The sequence below is a fragment of the Pseudomonas sp. FP2300 genome, assembly GCF_030687595.1.
Lineage (GTDB): Bacteria > Pseudomonadota > Gammaproteobacteria > Pseudomonadales > Pseudomonadaceae > Aquipseudomonas > Aquipseudomonas bijieensis.
On record NZ_CP117440.1, the window covers coordinates 6,786,364 to 6,802,510 of the forward strand.

Sequence of the window (16,147 nt, forward strand, 5' to 3'; positions counted from 1 at the left end):
TCCCCCAACTGGTTCCGTGTTTGTACCGGGACATAGCTCACCCTGTGGCGAGGGAGCTTGCTCCCGCTGGGCTGCGCAGCAGCCCCAAAGCCGACACCGCAGCCATGCCAGGCACACCGCGCGCCCTTTTCAGGGGGTTGCTTCGCAACCCAGCGGGAGCAAGCTCCCTCGCCACACAGCCCCCCATTCAAATGCTCAGGCCTGCTTTTGCAACCCGGCAATCGTACGCGGCATGCCCACGAACCCGGGCAAGGCTTCGATCCGCGCCAGCCAGGCCCGTACATTGGCATAGTCCTCCAACGACACATTACCTTCCGGTGCATGGGCGATGTAGCTGTAGCCGGCGATGTCCGCGATGGTCACCGTATCACCCGCCAGATAAGCGCGGCTGCTCAATTCCTGATCAATGACTTTCAGCACGTTGTGGGAACGGGCAATCACGTCCTCGGCGTTGTAGGGCGCGCCAAACACCGTGATCAGCCGCGCCGTGGCCGGCCCCGCATGAATCGGCCCGGCCGCCGCCGACAACCAGCGCTGCACCCGGGCGGCGCCGATTGGATCGCTCGGCAACCAACGGCCCTCGCCATATTTGAGCGCCAGGTACACCAGGATCGCATTGGAATCCGCCAATACCACACCGTCATCGTCAATGACCGGGACCTGGCCAAACGCATTGAGCGCCAGGAAATCCGCCTGTTTGTGCGCCCCTTTGGCCAAGTCGACGAAGATCTCCTCGACAGGTAGCCCGAGCAACGAAAGCATCAGTTGAACGCGATGGGAATGGCCGGAAAGCGGGAAGTGATAGTGCTTGATAGGGTTCATGGTCGACTCCGCTGCAAGTGACGCCATCAGCACAACGGCGTCGATGGAGTCATCTTCCGCTCCAGGCAAAAACAAGAGAATCACCCAGAAACGCAATCCATTGTTTCGCCCAAAGAAATAATGCTTCAGCCATTCAAAGCCGGATGTTCGCGCAACGCACTGACGACGAAGTCGACAAAGCTACGGACCCGCGCGGGCGCATTGCGTCCGCCCTGGTACACCACATGGATCGGCAGAGGCGGCAATTCGAAATCGGCCAGGACGATTTCCAGTTCACCAGCGGCCACGTTGCCCGCCACCTGATAAGACAGCACTCGCGTCATCCCCAGTCCCTGGCAGGCGGCGGTGATCGCGGCCTGGTTGGCCGTCACCACCAGCCTAGGCACGGGCCGGACGGCCAACGGTTGGCCGGAGTCGACGAAGGTCCAGCTTTTGACCTGGCCAATGGCCGATGACGCCACCACGGGCATTCGTTCCAAGTCATCCGGATGCCGGGGCCGCCCATGGCGCGCGAAGAAATCAGGGGAGCCGCACACCACCCGCCGCACTTCACCGACACGCACGGCGTGCAGGTTGCTATCCGGCAGCTCGCCAATACGCAGGGCAACGTCGATGCCCTCCTCGGCCAGGCTGACCGTGCGGTCCAATAGCAAGGCATTGATGCAGACCTCGGGAAACCGCTGCAGGTAATCCACCAGTAACGGCGTGACGAACGACTGACCGAACAGCACCGGAGCGGTAATCGTCAACTGCCCACGGGGCTGGACGTGGCTACCGGCCGCCGAATCCTCGGCTTCCTGCAAATCGCTCAAGATCCGGCGACAGTCCTCGAGAAAACGCTGGCCAGCTTCGCTCAGGTACACATTGCGCGTGGTGCGCACCAGCAAGGGCGTGCCGATGCGTTGCTCCAACGCCGCCACCGCCCGCGTGACGCTGGCCGCCGACAGCCCCAGGCGCCGCGCCGCCGCCGAAAACCCCGATTCCTGGGCCACGGCAAGGAAAACCTGCATTTCCTGGAACCTGTCCATCCATCCCCCGATGAGAAATCCTGATACAAGTTTTTTACCCGGCCCGAAGCCGCGCTACACGGCCATTGTAGAGACCTGGGCCAGTGAACCACAGCGTAACGCCGCCGGACACTGGGACATTGGCCCGACCGCTGGCGACTGTGCTTGGTACCATCCATTTTTGTGACAGTTTAATGACTGTAAGACCACCCTGTGGGTGAACCCCCTTTGTGGGAGCGAGCCTGCTCGCGATAGCGTCGATCAGCACAAATTCTTATCGACTGACACAACGCTATCGCGAGCAGGCTCGCTCCCACAGGGTCATCGCGTGCTGTTTAATGGATTGGCTTCAACTGGAAGACCTGCTGTGAAAGTTTTTTACCGCCACTTAACCCATCCCCTCGCCTCCCTCATCGCCCTGATTGGCTGCGTATTACTCGTCCCCATGGGCCTGCGCCTGGCCCTGGGCTGGTCCGACCCGCTGGGTTATCTGTCGGACCTGGGCATCGGTGGGCTACTGATCGCGTTGCTTTACCGTCGCCCCTGGTGGCTGGCATTGCCGGTATTGCTGGCCTGGAGTGCGTTGACCCTGGCCAGCATCGAGTTGGTCAGCGCGGTCGGGCGAATGCCCAATCCTTCGGACATTCATTATCTGACCGACCCGCAGTTCGTTGAAAATTCCACCAGCGGCGGCTTCGCTCATCCGTGGCTGGCCGCGCTCCAGTTGGCCGCGCTGGCGTTCTGGCTGGCGATCCAATGGACCCACCGCCCACGCCAGGCGCCACGCTTGCCTCGCCACGCCTGGGCCGTGCCCGTTTTGCTTCTGATGGGCCACGGCGCGTTGCAGTCCTGGCACCCCAGCGAGGCGGACCAATGGAATGTGTTCAACCTGCCTCACCAACTCGTCACGGCGGGTATCGCCGCCGGGCAGGATCAAGCCCGGCAATGGCTCGACGGCGATACAGTGGACCCAGCCCCGGCCATGGCAGGGCTGACCCGCCTGGACCTCGATGGCAACAGGTTGCTGGCCGAACCGGGGCGTGCACGCAACGTCCTGGTCATCGCCCTGGAGGGCATTCCCGGGGCCTACGTCAGCGCCAACCGTCAGGCCCTGAAAAGCAGCTATCAGGAGAACCTGATGCCGCACCTCAGTGCCTGGGCCGAGCGCGGCATGAACACCCCCGATTACGTCCTGCACAGCCATCAGACCATTCGTGGCTTGTACGCGATGCTGTGTGGCGACTACGACAAACTCGACGACGGTACGCCCAAAGGCGTCGAAATGCTCAACCAGACCCAGCGCAACCAGGCCTGTCTACCGGCCCAGTTGCGCCAGAACGGCTTTTCCACGCATTTCCTCCAGGGCGCGGGCCTGCGGTTCATGGCCAAGGATCGGATCATGCCGCACATCGGCTTCGACACGACCCTGGGCATGGAGTGGTTCACTCGTCCCGCCTACCTGGAATTCCCGTGGGGCAAGGACGACAGGACCTTCTTCGAAGGCGCGCTGGACTACGTCGGGCAACTGCAACAAACGGACAAGCCCTGGATGCTGACCCTGCTGACCGTGGGCACGCACCAGCCCTACTCGGCGCCGGATGAATACCTGCAACGCTACGACACCGCCAAGCAGGCGGCGGTGGGTTATCTGGATGACGCACTGGCGAGCTTCCTGGCGGGCCTGGAACGCCAAGGCATCCTGGAGAACACCCTGGTGGTCATCACCTCGGACGAATCCCACGGCATCGACGACGTACGCCTGGCGTCGTCCTGGGGATTCAACCTGACCCTGGCCCCGGAACCGTTGCCCCGGATCAAGTCAGGGACCTACGGCCACGTCGACCTGACCGCCTCGATCCTCGATTACTTCGGCTTTGCGGTGCCCACGTCGTTGTCCGGCCGCTCGCTGTTCAGGGACTACCCGACGGGCCGGGAGATCATGTCGTTCACCAACGGCAAGCTGCGCTATCACGACGGCAAGGGCACGTTTACCGAGTGCGACTTCCTCCAGCATTGCCGTTACTACACCAGCGAAGGCTTCATCGCCGACCGCGCCACCTACGGCGGGCAATACAGCGGCCAGCGCGCCAGGCTGATTGGAGCCCAGGCCATGGCCTTGGGCCAGACCCTGATGCGCACACCCTTGAACCAGCATTATCAATTCGGCAGCACGGATAAAATCCCGCTGCCGGCCCAGGTCACCAACGATTGGACCGACAACCTGATCGGCGCCCAATACCTGGAAATGCCCAAGGGTTCACAGACCCGCGTCAGCCTGACCATCCGCACCGTGGAGGCTGACCATGCCGCCTACATCTCCCTCAAGGCCAAGGAGTTCGAGAAGGAAGTGCTGATGGACCTGCCCACCGACGTCGCGGTGACACCCGACCAGCCGCTGGTGATGAACATCAGTTTCGACAACCCGCAGCAGCGCAAGGCGTTTTCCTTTCATTTGCTCGGTCATGGCGTCGGCGCCATCGAAATCAGCGACTTCAGCGTCGTGACCGAACTGCCGGAGCAGACGGGCCAGCCGCAATACCTGGACGATATGCAGGAAGACAGCGAGGCCCAATCCAGCTGAACAAAAAAACGCGCAGCCCTTGAACACGGCTGCGCTGAGGTCCGCCCACAGAAGGCCTGGGGCTAATCCAGCAACCGATGCAGCTTGGCGTACTGCAACAGCATGATGGTCTTGCCGTCGCAAATCTCTCCGGTCTCGATCATGCCCAGGGCCTGGTCGAGGGACAGCTCCAGCACTTCGATTTCTTCACCTTCTTCTTCCAGGCCACCGCCTTCGTGCTGCTTGTCTTCGTCAAAGTACTCGCCGACGAAAAAATGCAACCGCTCAGTCACCGAACCCGGGCTCATGAAGGCTTCGAACACCTTGCGCACGTCCTGGATGATATAGCCGGTTTCTTCCTGGGTTTCCTTGCGGATACAGGTGTGCGGGTCGTCGTTGTCCAACAGGCCGGCGCAGGTTTCGATCAACAGGTCATCGTGGCCATTGACGAAGGCCGGGAAGCGGAATTGCCGGGTCAGTACCACGGTCTGCTTGGCCTTGCTGTACAGCAGGATGGTGGCGCCGTTGCCACGGTCGTAGGTCTCGCGCGTCAGCTCGCGCCATTGGCCGTTGCGACCGAGGTAGTCATAGGTGGTCTTGCGCAGCACGTACCAATTGTCCGAGAGGACTTCGACGTGCTTGATGCGTACGCGATCTTTGGTGCTGGTTGCCTGTGTCATTTGCCCACTCCGTTCGGGACCCGAGGTCCACTTTGAAAACTCCATTCGCACCTCTTTCATACCCACAAAAAAACTCACGATGACCCATCGTTTTTTCTAGTTCGACAAAATCTGCCCGCTCATTAAATCTTCGACCAGCCCTGAGCCTGCGGGGGTTCCATCCATAAAAAAACAAACCAGACGAGAATTCCTCATGGGCATCAATCTGAAATTCGGGCACAAGATTCTTCTGGGTGCCTGCGTCATCGTGATGGCGGTATTCCTGTCTTTCTCGTTGTTCAACGACCATCGCCAGCAAGCCAGCACCCGCGAAGCACTGCACCGCAACTTACAAGCCACCGGCCAGTTGCTAGGCGCGAACCTCGACAGCTGGCTGGCCGGTCGGATCCTATTGATCGAAGGTGCCGCCCAAACCATCGCCGCCAATCCCACCCCGCAGACCATTGGCGCGATTCTCTCCCAGGACATCATTACAAAGACCTTCATCGCCAGCTACGCCGGCCTTGAAGACAGTCGTTTCTTTATTCATCCCGACCGGGTAATGCCCGACGGGTACGACGTTCGCCAGCGCGCCTGGTACAAAGACGCGGCGCGGACCCTTGAACCGGTGCTGACCGAACCCTACATCGGTGCCGGTATTGATTATCTGATCATGACCCAGGCAGCTCCGATCAAGGTCAATGGCAAGGCCGTCGGTGTGCTGGGTGCGAGCCTGAGCCTGGAGCAGCTCGCGAAAATCATCAATGCCGTGGACCTCAACGGCATAGGCTATGCCTTCCTGGTCAGCGACGACGGCAAGATCCTGGTGCACCCGGACAACACACTGGTGACCAAGACTCTCACACAAGCGTTCCCCGAAGGCCCGCCGAGCATCAACAACGCCTTGAATGAAGTGCAGGAAAACGGCCGAACACGGATTGTCACGTTTACGCCGATCAATGGCCTACCCTCGCTGCACTGGTCCATCGGTCTTTCGGTGGATAAAGACAAAGCCTACGCCGCACTCCACGAATTCCGCACCTCGGCGCTGGTCGCCACATTGATCGCCATGCTGGTCACGGTCGGTTTGCTAGGCCTGTTGATCAACGCCCTGATGCGACCATTGCGCAGCATGGGCTTGGCCATGCAATCCATCGCCGATGGAGAAGGCGACCTGACCCAGCGCCTGCACAGCCTGTCCCTGGATGAGTTCGGCATGATGGCGGGAGGGTTCAATCGCTTCGTCGAACGTATCCAGCAATCGATCCGGGAAGTCCTGGCGTCCAGTATCCAGCTCACCCAATTGGCGGCACAGGTCAGCCAGGCGTCAAACGCCTCCCTGAAAAGCTCTGACACTCAATCGGCCCTGACCCATAACGTCGCCACGGCAATCAATGAGCTGGGGGCCGCGGCCCAGGAAATCGCCCGCAGCGCCGCCCATGCGTCAAGCCGCGCCTCGGATACCCGGGATCAGACCCAGGAAGGCCAGTCTGTGGTGCAGCGCAATATCAGCGCCATGTCGCAGCTCTCGTCGCAAGTGGTCAATACCCGCCGGGACATCGAAAGCCTTAATGAAAAAACGCTGAAGATCGGACGTATCCTCGACGTCATCAAAGGCATCTCCGACCAGACCAACTTGCTGGCCCTTAACGCCGCCATCGAGGCCGCCCGCGCCGGGGATGCCGGACGCGGTTTTGCGGTGGTCTCGGACGAAGTACGTACGCTCGCCCATCGCACCCAACAATCAGCTCAGGAAATCCACAGCATGATCGAGGAGCTGCAAGCAGGTGCTGGCAGCGCCGTGAGCGCCATGCTCGAAAGCCAGCGTCACAGCGACGACAACGTCAGTGCCGCCAAGCTCGCGGGCGAGCGACTCAATCGCGTGCTGCTGGGCATCGGCGAGATCGACGAGATCAACTTGTCCGTCGCCACCGCCACCGAAGAACAGACCTCAGTGGTGGACAATCTGGATCGCGACATCAGCCACATCAATGACCTGAACCAGGAAATGGTCGGCAATTTGCAATCCACCTTGCGGGCCTGCACCGAACTGGAAAACAAGTCGCGCCGCCTGCAACAAATGGTCAACACCTTCAGAATCTGAACATCATTGGAATCGGGTTGGCGGGACCCGTGGCAATGCTCGTTTGTGGGCCGTTTTGAGATAGGCACGTTCGATGATCTGTCGCGCCTGAGGCGGTACCTCTTCACCCATCAGATACGCATCGATTTCCTCGTAGCTGCAGCCATACGCCACTTCATCCAACTTGCCGGGTGCCAGGTCTTCCAAGTCCGCGGTCGGCGCCTTGCGCACCAGGTACGCGGGGGCACCCATCGCGTCGGCCAACCCTCTCACCTGAGTCTTCGTCAGCCCGGACAACGGTGCCAGGTCGCACGCGCCGTCGCCGAACTTGGTGAAAAACCCCATCACCGCCTCTGCCCCATGATCGGTGCCAACCACCAACCCGTTGCTCAGATTGGCAATAGCGTATTGCGCCAGCATCCGTGCCCGGGCCTTGGCGTTGCCTTTGGCAAAGTCGGTGAGCTCGGCCGAAGGCTGCAAGCCATCGATTTCGATACTGCCCATCAGCCCGTCGACACACGCAGCGATGTTGCTGGTGGTGATCGAGTCCGGGCGGATGAAGTCCAGGGAAGCCTGGGCGTCTTGTTCGTCCGCCTGGGCCTTGTACGGCAGCCGGACGGCGATAAATCGCGCCGCGTAGTCTTCACCCCGCAGTTGCTCCACCGCGAGCTGGCATAGACGGCCGGCGGTGAGCGAATCGACGCCGCCACTGATACCCAGGACCAGGGACTTGCAACCCGACTCGCGCAATATCTGCTTTATGAATTCGATGCGGCGGGCAATCTCGGTTGCTTCGTCGCCCCGGGTGAGTTGGCGGTCGATACCCAGTTCCCGGGCAATGCGGTCTTGCGCAAGCGTAGTCATATCAGGCTCCCAACTGTGGATTGATCAGGGCAACGTTGAACACTTGGGCGGCGTACCGCAGAAACGAGGCATCCTCGCAGACGTTCTTGATCGGATCGTCGGAGAACTTCACCACCGGCTCGCCGTGGACCCGCACCAGTTTCATGACGATGCTCAGCGGTTCGACACCGTCAACATCGCAGGCCAGGCTGGTGCCCATGCCAAAACCGAATTTGGCCTTGCCGCGAACATGACGCAGGATCGGCAGGCACTTTTCGAAATTGAGGCCATCGGAGAACATCAGGTCCTTGGTACGTGGATCGATGCCCAGTTCCTGGTAGCGCCCCAGCACCTTGTCAGCCCAGACGATCGGGTCACCGGAATCCTGGCGCAGGCCGTCATAAAGCTTGGCGAAGTACAGGTCGAAATCCTTGAGGAAGAAGTCAGTGCTGATGCAGTCCGTCAGGGCGATACCGAGCCGGCCGCGATACTCGTGCACCCAGTTTTCCAACGCTGCGTTCTGGCTCTCGCGTAACCGCCCCAGTTGCTGGTGCACCATCAACCATTGGTGAGCCATGGTGCCGATCAGGGGCAGATCGAACTCGTAGGCCAAGTGAGCGTTACTGGTGCCGACAAAGACCCCAGGAAAATCGCTGCGCATCACATTCACCACTTCACGCTGGGCCCTGAACGACAGGCGCCGCCGGGTGGAGAAGTCTGAAACGCGAAACTCGGCGAGCTCTTCACGACTGGCATTTTTCTCCAGCCATTCGAACTTCTGGTACAGCTTGCGGGTGACGTCGGCCAACTCGACTTCGGGGTATTTCTCGCGGTTGCGCAGTTCGCTGACCATTGCCAACACCGGTTGCTCGAACATGATGCAGTGCAGCATCGGCCCACGGACGCGGATGTGCAGTTGGCCGTCGACTTCCGAAACATGTATGTAGCGCAAATTGAAGCGAAACAGGCCGAGAAACTGTTCGAAGTCCGGTGTCAGGTACTCACGGAAACGCTTGTTGAACAGAAACCGCTGCTCCCCCTCGCGCAGCTGCAGCCCGGCGAGCTTCTCCAGCTCCACACGAATGTCCGGGATCAGGTGACCGAGCCGCTCTTTGGAACGCACGATGAACTGGTATTCCACCTCGACATTCGGGTGCTGGTGCAAGACCGCCTGCATCATGGTGAAGGTGTAGTAGTCGGTATCCAGAAGGCTCTGGATGACGCCGTTGCTTGAATCGTATGCACTGTCCATGGTTCGTCCTTATGCGTTTGCCAGGCGGATGGTTTCTTCGCGAGTCGCGGCAACCGAAATGCCTGCTTGCTGCATGTCGTGAATGGCTTGAAGAGCCCCCTCCTCACTGATGGCCCGGCAGGCCGGAAGGTGAATGATCACTTCGAAGCCGGCGGCGGCCAGTTGCAGCGCGGTGGTCTTGACGCAGAAATCCAGCGCCAGCCCACCGACAATGACCTGCTCCACACCCAGACTTTTGAGGTACTCGATCACCCCGGTGGACAGCTTGCCGTGCAGGTCGTGGTAGCAGGCGCCGTACGGGTGCAAATCCGGCTCGACACCCTTCCAGACGAAATAGTCGTAGTCGTAGGGGGTCGGCAGTTGATCCAGCAAGGCGAAACCTTCGGTACCAGGGACACAGTGGCTGACCCAGGTGATGTCGGCGTGCTCGAGCCCGGTGGGCACGAACATTTGTGCGTGATCGGCGACCACCCATGGGGCCAGGGGCGTATGGGCGTCCTTGCTGCCGATACGGAGGCTGGCCAGGGACGCGATGAAATTCAGCTCACCGGCAATCTGATCACCACCCGGCACTGGAAGCTCATCGGGGCATAGCGGCGTGAAGCTCTTTTGCGCATCGACATCGAAGGAAGCGGTTTTCCGGGTCAGGCTGTTCATGCTGGGTTTCTCCTCTTCATGGTCACGAGAGTACATAAGGTGTACTTTCATAACAAGCCACTCGCAGAAAATATTTCTGCTTATCCTTCTCTAATTCAGTGCATATGGCTTAGCTAACAGTTGATTTTCACCAGAAAGATTTTACTGATAGAGTACATGTAATGTACCAATAGAGGATAAGCCATGTTCGAGATAGCCCTTTATGGCGGTGCCTTCAACCCTCCTCACGCCGGTCACGCCCAGGTGATGATCGAGGCCTCATGCCAGGCCAGACGCGTGCTGGTGGTCCCCAGCTTGCGGCATCCCTACGGCAAGCAAATGGTTGACTATGAGGTGCGCCTGAGCTGGCTGGAATCGATCGTCGAGAAGGTTCAGCCGCTGTGCCGCGCCGAAGTGCGGGCAAGCCGGGTGGAACAGGTCGTGGCCCGTGGCGTTGAAGGCGCAATCTACAGCTACACCCTGCTCGCCCACCTCGCCGACAGCCTGGCCCTGGACGGCAAGCGGATCGCGTTGGTGGTGGGTCGGGATGTCGCGGATCAGCTGCCGACCTTCTATCGCGGCCAGGAATTGCTGGAGCGTTTTTCCATCCTTTGCGTGGAGGAAAAGATCCACGTGCGCAGCACAGGGGTTCGCGAACGACTGGCCTTGGGCAAGCCGCTTCCCATCGACTGGATGGCACCCGGCATGAACCCGTTAAACTATGACCTTTACGCTACCCACGGAAATCGACATGCCCACTAACACAGCCCCCGCGCGCGATTATCTGCACACCATCGACCTCTGTGTGCTGCGCTTCTGCCGGGAGACCCAGGCGCTGGAAATCCTCCTGAACCGACGGGAAGCCGAGCCGTTCACCGGTCATTGGGCCCTGCCCGGGATCGTGGTCAATGGTGGTGTCGAAGACCTCACACTGAACGACGCCGTGGAGCGCCTGCGTCATTCAAACAAGGTCGGCATGCCGCTGGCCTGGATCGAACAGGTGGGCACCGTCGGCGACGCATTCCGCGATCCACGCTGCTGGTCGTCCTCGACGTTCTACCTGGCGATTGTCAGCGATGCGGTCCAGCTCGCCGAACACCAGGGGTTTTTCCCCCTCAAGGACGTCGCTGACGCCTCGATCAAACTTCCTTTCGATCACAACAGCCTGGTGGCGGCGGTCCAGGAGCGATTGTTGTCCAAAGCCCTCTACAGCAGCCTGCCGCTGATGTTCCTGGGCCCGGAATTCAGCGCGCCGGAAGCGGTGAATATTTTCTCCGTGGTGCTCGACCGCCCGGTGCTCAAGACCAGCATGCGCCAGCGTTTGCTGAAGATGACCGAGGCCGGTTACCTGCAGGAAACCGGTCGCAAGAAAAGCGGCGAAGGCGGCCGCCCGCAACGCACGGTGGAAAATCTCAGACCGGGTAGCGTATATCTGTTTGATCGGTGTTTTCTGGAGTAGCGCTTAGCGGGCAAGCGCAAATGCTGGCGCCATCCGCTCCTGCTCATTAGAGGAAATTCCCAGATAGCGCGCGACCCTGGGCCATTTTCTGACGACCCCCTGGAATCGCTCGATGGTTTGTCTGGCATCGTCAGCAGACACGCGGAAGTAGCCGGCCACGCTCATTGCCAAATCAAGGTCTATGGCGTTATCTGCCTCTGAAACGTTGAGCCTCAAGCCAGTGTCGCCAGGGACAGGGTTCATGTCATATGCAGGCGAAAGACGCCAACCGCGCCCTGGCACTAATAGGAAGCCATGGTTTCGTAGATGATCGTCAGTATTCGAAACCAGCATGTTGAAGACTATTCTTCGCCAAAGCTCGCGAAGATCTGCTTCGGGAGCGGCACCCGCCCTTATCAATACCTCTGCAATCTCCAGATAACTCGCCCCTGTCTCATGCCCATCACCATCCTGGTGCTCCGTCAGGGTCATCGCTGAAGCAAAGTGAAGCCGCCCACCCTCTGCTGTTCTGTCAAAGCGCTTAACCATGAAACAGTGGTGATCACTTGCGTATCGTTGCGCTCTTCCCTCAGCAACATGCAGCTCACAGCCTTGGGCCAATGTGTTGACGACCATCTCCCAAGCGCCTACGTCGTGGGTATCTCTATTACTGGGGAACTTTCCTATCCAGAGAGCGTGATCGTCATCTACTACGCTTGCCTTGGGCCTCGCTCCACCCAGGGAGCCACCTGGAGCAATAAGCATTCGAATCCAGTCCTGACCCTGAGCCCCCCGATCCTCTCCAGCTTCAAATCGGCGCGAAGCCTCTTCAAGCTCACGCATGCGGGCCATGGGTGGGGCGGCTTGCTCCACATGGTCATCAAGGAACTCTCCCTCTTCCTCGACTTTGAAACGCAGTCCCCCTACCCGGTAGACGTCGTGGACACCGATGAGGTAGTCCGAGTCAAATAGCCGTGCGTCCTGCGGTACAACTCCTGCTCTTTTATCCCGCTCCAAGCGACGATCCATCAGCAGTCGCCCCCATCGATCAGGTGAGGAGTCCGATACGCACCCAAAGCAATTTCTCGCTGGATATTGCCGTCCTTCGTAAGGCTGAATCCGAGGGTCGATGGCGATTTGAGTGTGGATGGTTTGAAGAACAGCCCGCGCGTATTCAAATTCCATACGCTCGGATCCTGCCAATCTGCGGGAATGAAGGGTCCCAAGCAGTACCGGTGCTGTTTCATCCCAGTCTGCGTAGACGAAAATCCTTTCAGGCATCGTCGTCCCCTAAAAGTTTCTTGGCCAGTTCAGAGCTTGTCTGGCTCCGACTGTCAGCGGCTGGCGATGTAGAAATATTCTCTTTCGCTGAAACGCTGACCAGGTTGTTCCAATGAAACTCACTGGGCAGCCGTACTTTTGGCTTGATGTGCTCGACCGCAGAGCGCCCTTTCAACTCAGCATCTTGCAGATCACGGCCTAACTCATCTGTGCGTGCGAGCAATTCGAGGTCCTTCTCCAACCCCAAGGCTACTAGCACTGAAACGTAGGCGCCGATGGTCACAGCGGGGCTGCCACTCTCCAGCGCTCTCAACGTGGGGGCGCTCATGCCTGCCCGCGCCGCCATTTGCGCCGCCGTTATCTTACGGCGCTTACGAGCCAGCTCAATGCGTTCACCAAACTGGCGCAGGAGCCGCTCGGCTGACGGCATGAGGGGTGCGGTTTTTTTAGGCATGGCTGTATTTTTTCAATTTCTGCAGGAATTTGAAAAAATACTAGCATACATCTCCCCAACATCTGCTCTGAAGGGCAACTTATGAAAGTATTTCTTCAAAAAATCGCGCTAAATAAAAAAATACTTTGTATAGAGACTATGCTTGCTAAATCGAATGGATCAGCCCAGACGTTACTGGCCTGACGGCTAAGGCGACGGCAGGAGTAACACGCAGCGGCGTGGTTACCCCAGGCTCGACAGTACGGAGTGTCTGGTTTGATGATCGGGTTTAGCAGCGCTAAACCCGAAAGGACTTATTACTTGGAATCAGCAGGGACGACTCACTCCACCGTCACAGACTTCGCCAAATTCCGCGGCTGGTCCACATCCGTGCCCTTGAGCACAGCGACGTAGTACGACAGCAGTTGCAGCGGGATGGTGTAGAGGATTGGCGACAGGATGTCGTGGATGTGTGGCATGTGCACCACGTGGGTACCTTCGCCATTGGTCATGCCGGCCTTTTCGTCAGCAAAGACAATCAACTGGCCGCCGCGGGCGCGGACTTCCTGCAGGTTGGACTTGAGCTTTTCCAGCAGCTCGTTATTCGGCGCGACGGTGACGACGGGCATGTCGTTATCCACAAGCGCCAGCGGACCGTGCTTGAGCTCGCCGGCCGGGTAGGCCTCGGCGTGAATGTAGGAGATTTCCTTGAGCTTCAAGGCCCCTTCCATCGCCACCGGGAATTGCGCGCCACGGCCGAGGAACAGGGTGTGGTTCTTCTCGGCGAACAGCTCGGCGATTTTTTCCACGGTGCTGTCCATGGCCAAGGCTTCGCCCAGGCGGGCAGGCAGGCGACGCAGTTCTTCCACCAGCTTGGCCTCGACGCCTTCACCCAGGGTGCCGCGAACCTGGCCCAGGGACAGGGTCAGCAACAGCAGGCCCACCAGTTGCGTGGTGAACGCCTTGGTCGACGCCACACCGATTTCACGACCGGCCTGGGTCAGCAGGGTCAGGTCGGACTCGCGCACCAGCGAGCTGATGCCGACGTTGCAGATCGCCAGGCTGGCGAGGAACCCCAGTTCCTTGGCATTGCGCAGGGCGGCCAGGGTGTCGGCGGTTTCGCCGGACTGGGAAATGGTGACGAACAGCGAATCGGGCTGCACCACCACTTTGCGATAGCGGAACTCGCTGGCGACTTCGACCTGGCACGGGATACCCGCCAGTTCTTCCAACCAGTAACGGGCAACCATACCGGCGTGATAACTGGTGCCGCAGGCCACGATCTGCACGTTGCGGACCTTGGCGAACAACTCCGCCGCCTGTGGACCGAATGCCTGGACCAGGACCTGGCTCTGGCTCATGCGGCCTTCCAGGGTGCGTTGCACCACAGCCGGTTGTTCGTGGATTTCCTTGAGCATGAAGTGGCGGAACTCGCCTTTGTCGGCAGCTTCGGCACCGTCGCGGTATTGGACGGTCTCACGTTCCACGCTTTTGCCGGCCAGATCCCAGATCTGCACGCTGTCGCGGCGTATTTCGGCGATGTCGCCTTCTTCCAGGTACATGAAGCGATCGGTGACCTGGCGCAGCGCCAACTGATCGGAGGCCAGGAAGTTTTCCCCCAGGCCCAGGCCGATAACCAAAGGGCTGCCGCTGCGGGCCGCCACCAGGCGATCGGGTTGTTTCGCGCTGATGACCGCCAGGCCATAGGCACCGTGCAGTTCCTTGACGGTGGCCTTGAGGGCCACAGTCAGGTCCACCAGATCCTTGAGCTTGTGATTGAGCAAGTGAGCGATGACTTCAGTGTCGGTGTCCGAGCTGAACACATAGCCGAGCGCCTTGAGCTGTTCACGCAAAGCTTCGTGGTTTTCGATGATGCCGTTGTGCACCACCGCCAGGTCGCCGGAAAAGTGCGGGTGAGCGTTACGCTCGCATGGCGCGCCATGGGTGGCCCAGCGAGTGTGGGCAACGCCAAGGCGACCGATCAGCGGTTCGGCCTCCAGGGCCTGTTCCAGCTCGCTGACCTTGCCTGGGCGACGCATGCGCTCGAGCTTCTCGTCGTTGGTGAACACCGCTACACCGGCGCTGTCGTAGCCGCGGTATTCCAGGCGCTTGAGGCCCTCGAGCAAGATTGCAGTGATGTTGCGTTCAGCAACGGCGCCGACAATTCCACACATGCTATTTCTCCTGGCTGACAGGCGCGCAGATCAAGGTGATGCCGCGGGCCTGAATCTGATCGCGGGCCTCTACGGGCAGGCGATCATCGGTAATAAGGGTATGGACGCTGCTCCACGGCAGCTCCAGGTTGGGAATCTTGCGGCCGATCTTGTCGGCCTCCACCATCACGATCACTTCGCGGGCCACCTCAGCCATCACGCGGCTCAGGCCCAGCAGTTCGTTGAAGGTGGTGGTACCTCGAACCAGATCGATGCCGTCGGCGCCGATGAACAGCTGGTCGAAATCGTAGGAACGCAGGACCTGCTCGGCCACTTGGCCCTGGAACGACTCGGAGTGAGGGTCCCAAGTGCCGCCGGTCATCAACAGCACCGGCTCATGCTCCAATTCGCTCAAGGCATTGGCGACATGCAGGGAATTGGTCATCACCACCAAGCCTGGCTGTTGGCCGAGTTGAGGAATCATGGCCGCCGTAGTGCTGCCGCTGTCGATGATGATGCGCGCATGTTCGCGAATCCGCTTCACAGCGGCCCGGGCAATGGCGAGTTTGTACTTGGAGACGGTCTGCCCGTTATCGGCCACCAATTCCTGCGGCATTGGCACCGCGCCACCGTAGCGCCGCAGCAGCAGGCCGTTGGTTTCCAGGGCGGCGAGGTCCTTGCGAATCGTAACTTCCGAGGTTTCGAAGCGCTTGGCCAGTTCATCCACACTGACCTCACCCTGCTCCTGGAGCAAGGCAAGGATGTTGTGCCGGCGTTGTGGCGTGTTGCGTTTCGACATGGCGGGATAAGTTTCGATTCGAAAGATAACGTAAGCAATCAAAACCTATTGGAGCGATATCGTCAAGGCGCAACAAGAAAAATTCAGAAATCCCCTAATGAAATGTGGGAGCGAGCCTGCTCGCGAAGCGGTGAGTCAGCCAATACTGCTCTTCTGCCCCACCGCTTCGCGAGCAGCCTCG

The 16,147-nt window shown here is 59.7% G+C and carries 14 protein-coding genes; 4 read left to right on the plus strand and 10 right to left on the minus strand.

The window, feature by feature from the left end:
• Positions 1-195: 195 nt before the first annotated feature.
• Both PSH86_RS30325 and PSH86_RS30330 read right to left on the minus strand, forming a co-directional pair.
• Positions 196-822, minus strand: coding sequence for a glutathione S-transferase family protein (locus tag PSH86_RS30325; RefSeq protein WP_163856045.1), 627 nt, complete (start codon positions 820-822; stop codon positions 196-198).
• 125 nt (positions 823-947) lie between these two features.
• Positions 948-1,850 (minus strand): LysR family transcriptional regulator, encoded by a 903-nt coding sequence (locus PSH86_RS30330; protein ID WP_109752813.1) that lies wholly within the window; start codon positions 1,848-1,850, stop codon positions 948-950.
• A gap of 346 nt (positions 1,851-2,196) precedes the next feature.
• On the opposite strand from PSH86_RS30330, the gene PSH86_RS30335 reads away from it, so the two are divergent.
• The gene (locus tag PSH86_RS30335; RefSeq protein WP_305486934.1) at positions 2,197-4,410 is read left to right on the plus strand and encodes an LTA synthase family protein; all 2,214 of its coding nucleotides are present in this window, start codon (positions 2,197-2,199) and stop codon (positions 4,408-4,410) included.
• Between the two features lie 62 nt (positions 4,411-4,472).
• Here the strand turns inward: PSH86_RS30335 and nudK are convergent, their stop codons facing one another.
• Positions 4,473-5,069 (minus strand): GDP-mannose pyrophosphatase NudK, encoded by a 597-nt coding sequence (gene nudK / locus PSH86_RS30340; protein WP_109752815.1) that lies wholly within the window; start codon positions 5,067-5,069, stop codon positions 4,473-4,475.
• A gap of 193 nt (positions 5,070-5,262) precedes the next feature.
• Here nudK and PSH86_RS30345 point away from each other — a divergent pair, with 193 nt between their 5' ends.
• The gene (locus PSH86_RS30345; protein ID WP_305486938.1) at positions 5,263-7,152 is read left to right on the plus strand and encodes a methyl-accepting chemotaxis protein; all 1,890 of its coding nucleotides are present in this window, start codon (positions 5,263-5,265) and stop codon (positions 7,150-7,152) included.
• Positions 7,153-7,155: 3 nt separating this feature from the next.
• Here PSH86_RS30345 and nadE read toward each other — a convergent pair whose 3' ends face one another.
• The 3 genes from nadE to PSH86_RS30360 are packed head-to-tail and all read right to left on the minus strand — an operon-like array spanning position 7,156 to position 9,883.
• On the minus strand, positions 7,156-7,995 hold the full coding sequence (nadE, locus tag PSH86_RS30350; protein WP_116833797.1) for an ammonia-dependent NAD(+) synthetase: 840 nt from the start codon (positions 7,993-7,995) through the stop codon (positions 7,156-7,158).
• A 1-nt stretch (position 7,996) separates the two neighbouring features.
• Complete coding sequence (pncB, locus tag PSH86_RS30355) at positions 7,997-9,226, minus strand: nicotinate phosphoribosyltransferase (protein WP_109752818.1); 1,230 nt, start codon at positions 9,224-9,226, stop codon at positions 7,997-7,999.
• Positions 9,227-9,235: 9 nt separating this feature from the next.
• Complete coding sequence (locus PSH86_RS30360) at positions 9,236-9,883, minus strand: nicotinamidase (RefSeq protein WP_116833799.1); 648 nt, start codon at positions 9,881-9,883, stop codon at positions 9,236-9,238.
• Positions 9,884-10,066: 183 nt separating this feature from the next.
• Between PSH86_RS30360 and PSH86_RS30365 the strand changes: the two genes are divergently transcribed.
• Complete coding sequence (locus tag PSH86_RS30365) at positions 10,067-10,624, plus strand: adenylyltransferase/cytidyltransferase family protein (protein ID WP_116833800.1); 558 nt, start codon at positions 10,067-10,069, stop codon at positions 10,622-10,624.
• The gene (locus tag PSH86_RS30370; RefSeq protein ID WP_116833801.1) at positions 10,614-11,321 is read left to right on the plus strand and encodes an NUDIX hydrolase; all 708 of its coding nucleotides are present in this window, start codon (positions 10,614-10,616) and stop codon (positions 11,319-11,321) included. Before PSH86_RS30365 ends, PSH86_RS30370 begins: the two co-directional genes overlap by 11 nt.
• A 3-nt stretch (positions 11,322-11,324) precedes the next feature.
• Here the strand turns inward: PSH86_RS30370 and PSH86_RS30375 are convergent, their stop codons facing one another.
• The 4 genes from PSH86_RS30375 to PSH86_RS30390 form a co-directional block, all read right to left on the minus strand.
• A complete protein-coding gene (locus PSH86_RS30375; protein ID WP_305486946.1) occupies positions 11,325-12,581 on the minus strand; it encodes a type II toxin-antitoxin system HipA family toxin in 1,257 nt (418 codons plus the stop codon).
• Positions 12,574-13,035 (minus strand): helix-turn-helix domain-containing protein, encoded by a 462-nt coding sequence (locus tag PSH86_RS30380; RefSeq protein WP_109752823.1) that lies wholly within the window; start codon positions 13,033-13,035, stop codon positions 12,574-12,576. Before PSH86_RS30380 ends, PSH86_RS30375 begins: the two co-directional genes overlap by 8 nt.
• A 320-nt stretch (positions 13,036-13,355) precedes the next feature.
• The gene (gene glmS, locus PSH86_RS30385) at positions 13,356-15,188 is read right to left on the minus strand and encodes a glutamine--fructose-6-phosphate transaminase (isomerizing) (RefSeq protein ID WP_109752824.1); all 1,833 of its coding nucleotides are present in this window, start codon (positions 15,186-15,188) and stop codon (positions 13,356-13,358) included.
• A gap of 1 nt (position 15,189) precedes the next feature.
• A complete protein-coding gene (locus PSH86_RS30390) occupies positions 15,190-15,966 on the minus strand; it encodes a DeoR/GlpR family DNA-binding transcription regulator (protein ID WP_106274775.1) in 777 nt (258 codons plus the stop codon).
• Between the last annotated feature and the right edge of the window lie 181 nt (positions 15,967-16,147).